Genomic DNA, 4,991 nt, shown 5'->3' with positions numbered 1-4,991 from the left:
GCAAAAGTAGTTTTCTAAGTTCTCGTTTCTCGAAAATCAGTTCATGCTTTTTGTTTCATAAGTTCTTTGTCAAATTCTTTCAGGTCTCCAAAATCAGGTTCGGGGTTTTCGGCTAGGTTTTGGCAAGCAAGCAGTTTCGTTTGGTGGTTGTCGAGCTTGTCGAGACACAAAGCCTGTTTTTTACGGCTTGCGTTTCTTTCAATAAAATCAGGTTTCTAAAATTAGCGGCGTTTTTTCAGCAAAGGTTTCATCAAGGCAAGTTTTTGCATTTTCGTTCAAGTTCTCTTTCTCTAAAAAAACGGTTTTTCGCAAAGTCAGTTTTTAGCAAAAGTGTTAACAAGTTCTTGTTTCAGGCTTCTTCAAGTCAAGATTAGTTTCGTCAATAAAGTCGGGCTTGTAAAAGATTATTTCGTGTGTAAAATAAAGTCATCGAAAGGCGCTGTTTTGGCTTTTAGAAAAAATGTCTCGCTCAACCCACACACACCTAACACAGCGTGCAGCGGACGGCGGGGATTCGGCAGCTTCGAGAAGCATTTTCTACGCTTTGAGTTTTTTCTGCCCTCTGGACTCTTCTACTCCCGCCCCCCGTCCGCCGCTAACGCAAGCCGTTAGACGGCTGCTCTTCTGCCATTTTCTTTTACGCAATCCACGGGCTTTTTAGGGCAAGGGCGTTCGTCGCGTCGGGTTCCTCACGTCCACGCGAGCGCGACGCGCCGCCTTGCCTGTTTCTATCACGCCTTGATTCAACCTGTCAAGACTTTACGCGCCTAATTTTCAATTTCGCAAGGAAAACATCCTATAAGGGCTAGCAATAAAGCAACCCGCCACAGAATACCCGCCCTTGACCTTACGAAGACCTTCTAGCCTCTTCAACGCCAGCCTTTGAAGTTTATCGCCTTTTTCTTCCGCTAAATCGTACAGGCGCTCTATACGCTCATTTAGCCAGCGGGGCAACTTCCACATCCTAACCCAATCTTTGAGAATATAGATCGCCATCCCAAATATTCTTATCCCTTTTGGGTAATCTGCTTTTTGCCCGTCTTTACTCAAATATTTCGAGAGATAAGCATAAACATGCTTTACCTTTTCTATTTTCGTCATGCCATACGTCCAGTATCCCTCTTCGTCTGGTTTCGGCAGTTTCGTACCTTTGCTGACAATAAAAATAACGTGGTAATGCACCGCGCCGCGTTCTTGCATTTCCGCAACCCAAAAATAGCCGTACATTCGAGTACCTAAAAACCGCCGAACTTTTCGGATAAAATCGGTAACATGTCTAGGACGCCAATCATCCACGCCGCGATAAGTCAACGTAACCATGATAGTATCCACGTCCGAAACCATTTCGGCAACCGCGTTCTTCCAGTCTTGAAAGAAGGAAAGCCGTTTTTTCATCCGCCCTAAACGCAATTCAAGCGGTGCTACTTCGGTTATCTCGCCTGTTTCATAATTCTTGAACTTCATACCTTCGCATTTTCCTTGTAACTTTGTTTATATTACTAGATGAACTTCATACCTTCGCATTTTCCTTGTAACTTTGTTTATATTACTAGATAAACCCAGACTACGGGTTTTTTTTGCCTGCCCTGACGCTACCCCCGCCCATCTCACCGTACAATACGGTAGCCCTGCTTCGGATTTTCGCGCTATTGCTCCACGCTAAAATCCTTGCTCCCCGTATTGACTGCGAGCCTCTGGGCGAGGGTAAAAACTGCGTCAGGCAAAAAAATAATTCCTACGGAGTGAGCAGGGGCAGGCAACACGTCCCCTACCCGAAAACGGCTTGCACGTCCCCGAACAGTTTTCTACCCTCACGCCGTCTAACATTGCGTGCACCAGCCTTATCTTTCGCCTTTGCCCGTCAGAACTTACAGGGCTATAACTTTTTACCCTTACGGCTGGTAACGCAAATCCCGTTAGCCCGTTCCTTGCAAAATTAGTATCTTGTTGTTAATTCGGGATGTGTTATCCTTGAAAAAAGGACTGAAAAATGACCGAAAAAGAGCGTTCTAAACTAAATAAAACCCTTATTCTTAGTGAGCGAGAAAAAGAAGCATTATCTAAAAAATTACTTCATCTTAAGTCCCCTGCAAACATAAACAATGTGCAAAATAAAACAATAAATCAAGATTTGATGGAAGTCATTAAATATTTACCTGAAGGATTTGTAGATTTACTTTTTATTGACCCTCCATACAACCTTACGAAAGACTTCAACGGAAACGCATTTAAGAAAATGTCTATTTCTAGTTATACAGAATGGCTAGAAAGCTGGTTTTCTAAATTGGTTAAAGTTTTGAAACCAAATGCCTCTATTTACATTTGTGGAGATTGGCAATCTTCTACTTCAATTCATACGATTTTAGAAACATATTTTATCATCAGGAATCGAATTACTTGGGAGCGAGAAAAAGGCAGGGGGGCTAAATCCAATTGGAAAAACTCATCCGAAGATATTTGGTTTGCGACAGTAAATGATGAATACACATTCAATATTGAAGATGTGAAATTAAAAAGAAAAGTTATCGCTCCATATGTAGATAATGACGGAAAAGCAAAAGATTGGAATTCAACTAATGATGGTAATTTTAGATTAACTCATCCTTCTAATATTTGGACAGATTTAACTGTTCCTTTCTGGTCTATGCCCGAAAACACAGACCATCCAACGCAGAAACCAGAGAAACTACTAGCAAAAATAATTTTAGCAAGTAGCAATGCTGGCGATTTTGTATTAGATCCATTTTTAGGTTCTGGCACTACTTCGGTAGTTGCAAAGAAATTGGGCAGAAAATATTGTGGAATTGAAAAGGATTTGGAATATTCATGCTTATCTGAAAAAAGATTGGAAATGGCTGAATATGACAAATCAATTCAAGGATATGAAGATGGCGTGTTTTTTGAAAGAAACAGCGGTCTTGTAAGAAACAAGGCTAAAGATAATACAAAATTGGTTTACGCAGAAAAACTATTCTAAACAACGGGAAAACTTCGTCAATGAAAAATCAAAGGCAATTTGAAAAGCAAATTCGAGATGATTTGCAAAATGTCCTATGGAAAATTTTCAACAAGTATAAAGTTTTAACAATCAGTACAAATTGGAGAGTTCTTGACAAAACATACGGCGAAGTTGGCGGAAGATTTTTAGAAGATTTTCTTTTATCAGAATTAAATAACCATATTCAAGAAAGTAGAGAATTTAACATTGTGAAAGCCTATGCTCCAGACGGAAGGCGCACAATGGAAGATATTATTGTTGAGTGGCAAGCAAAAGATTTTGAAACTCAAAAATTGCTTATAAGTCTGAAAGGTCATAAAGCAGGTAGTTCATCTAATCCAAATTTATGTTCCCTGCAAAAAACAAAAGCGTTTTATGAAAATCATCCTGAAAATTCTCACTTTTTGCTTATAGTTTTACACTACCTTCCAGAAAGAATTATTGATGACGGTTTTCATATGTCAATTCAAGAAGTTGGTACTTATCACCTGAAAGATTTGGAAGAAAGGCATTTTAGTTTACAAACAATTGGTTCAGGCGGTCAATTTTTACTGACAAATATAGATAAAATTAAAAACGAGTATAGAACTTACAAAGATTTTCTTAATATTGTTTACAAGAAAGAATCTATTTGGCTAGAAAAAAAGAAAAACAAGAAGAGCGAGTCTTAAAGTCAAAAAGCGGGCTAACACAGCGTGCACCTGACGCTGGGGACTCGGCGCACATCCCAAGCATTTTTCACGCCTTATCCTTTTTCTGGTTGGACGGCTTCGCCGTCCCCGCCCAGCGCAGGTAACGCAAACCGTTGGGCAGTTCCTTGCAAGGACATGTTGGAGAAAAATAAAGCATGAGAGAGACTATCGCCTTTATTGCCGATGGAAAAATTCTGGAAAGCAAAAACGCGGTTTTGCCAATTTATAGTATTACAAAAACAATGATCGCGTCAATTGTGCTTGACCTAAATATAGATCTAGAAAATGTAATATCTAGATGGATTCCAAGAACAATTTGTCCACATTCAGACATTGTAAAGATACGCCATTTGATGAATCATTCAAGCGGCATAAGAGATTACGGCAATCTTCCAGAGTACATTAACGATGTAGAAAACAGGAAACTTGCTTGGTCTGATGAAAAATTTATCACAACAACTGTAAACCGCGAGTTGCTTTTCAGTCCTGGAACAAACTTTGCGTATTCAAACCCTGGATACTGGTTACTTAAGAAAATTATCGAGACGGAATCTAATCTGTCTTTTGATGAACTGATCAAGAAATATATTGTCTTGCCGCTAGGCTTGTCAAGCCTCAAGGTGGCGCATGGCGTATTTGACAATTCGCTCAATGGCTATGTTGCAGAATGGGTATGGCATGGTTTAGTCATGGCTGACGCGACTGATGTAGCGCTCTTTATGGCATCAGACAAAGTTGCGCGACTGAATTCGAGTTTGAATAAGGTCAATTACAAAGATAAGTACTGGCAAAATCCCTATTATGGGCTTGGTTTAATGGTTGAACCTGGAGATAAATATGGACATTTAGGCGGCGGGCCAGGATATGAAGCCGCATGTATTTACTTTTTGGAGAGTCAGATAATTGCATGTGCAATATTTTCAAATGATAAAAAGATAAATCCTTTAGAATATCTTTTTGCTCAAAAAGATATCTTGCGAAGAAAGACTTCAACTGCCCAACACAGCGTGCAGCGGACGGCGGGGACTCGGCGCGGTTTATGAATATTTTCCACGCTGGAAGTTTTTTCTGCCCTCTGGACTCTTCTACTCCCGCCCCCCGTCCGCCGCTAACGCAAGCCGTTAGGTGTGTGTTTCGTTAAGGCATTTGGCTACTTCGCAAAAGCAAGTTGGCTTTTCAAATTAGCGTTCTCAATCAAGTTTAGGTTTTCAGCAAAAGTTTTATTTCGTTTAAGTCAGGCTCTTTTGCAAAAGTAGTTTTCTAAGTTCTCGTTTCTCGAAAATCAGTTCATGCTTTTTGTT

4 protein-coding genes are annotated in these 4,991 nt (G+C 40.1%); 3 read left to right on the top strand and 1 reads right to left on the bottom strand.

All coding sequences use genetic code 11. The features are described from left to right. Window positions 1-774 precede the first annotated feature (774 nt). The gene (locus LC115_00860) at window positions 775-1,464 is read right to left on the bottom strand and encodes a hypothetical protein (protein ID MCZ2355230.1); all 690 of its coding nucleotides are present in this window, start codon (window positions 1,462-1,464) and stop codon (window positions 775-777) included. 526 nt (window positions 1,465-1,990) lie between these two features. Between LC115_00860 and LC115_00855 the strand changes: the two genes are divergently transcribed. The 3 genes from LC115_00855 to LC115_00845 all read left to right on the top strand — a co-directional run bounded on the left by LC115_00855 (window position 1,991) and on the right by LC115_00845 (window position 4,733). Next, a complete protein-coding gene (locus LC115_00855; protein MCZ2355229.1) occupies window positions 1,991-2,977 on the top strand; it encodes a site-specific DNA-methyltransferase in 987 nt (328 codons plus the stop codon). A gap of 20 nt (window positions 2,978-2,997) precedes the next feature. Beyond that, the gene (locus LC115_00850) at window positions 2,998-3,669 is read left to right on the top strand and encodes a hypothetical protein (GenBank protein ID MCZ2355228.1); all 672 of its coding nucleotides are present in this window, start codon (window positions 2,998-3,000) and stop codon (window positions 3,667-3,669) included. Between the two features lie 176 nt (window positions 3,670-3,845). After that, window positions 3,846-4,733, top strand: a complete 888-nt coding sequence (locus LC115_00845) for a beta-lactamase family protein (protein ID MCZ2355227.1) — start codon at window positions 3,846-3,848, stop codon at window positions 4,731-4,733. Window positions 4,734-4,991: the final 258 nt, after the last annotated feature.

Source organism: Bacteroidia bacterium (genome assembly GCA_026932145.1).
Taxonomy (GTDB): domain Bacteria; phylum Bacteroidota; class Bacteroidia; order J057; family JAIXKT01; genus JAIXKT01.
The sequence above is the reverse complement of the archived record's forward strand: the minus strand, read 5'-3'. Positions and strand labels throughout refer to the sequence as shown.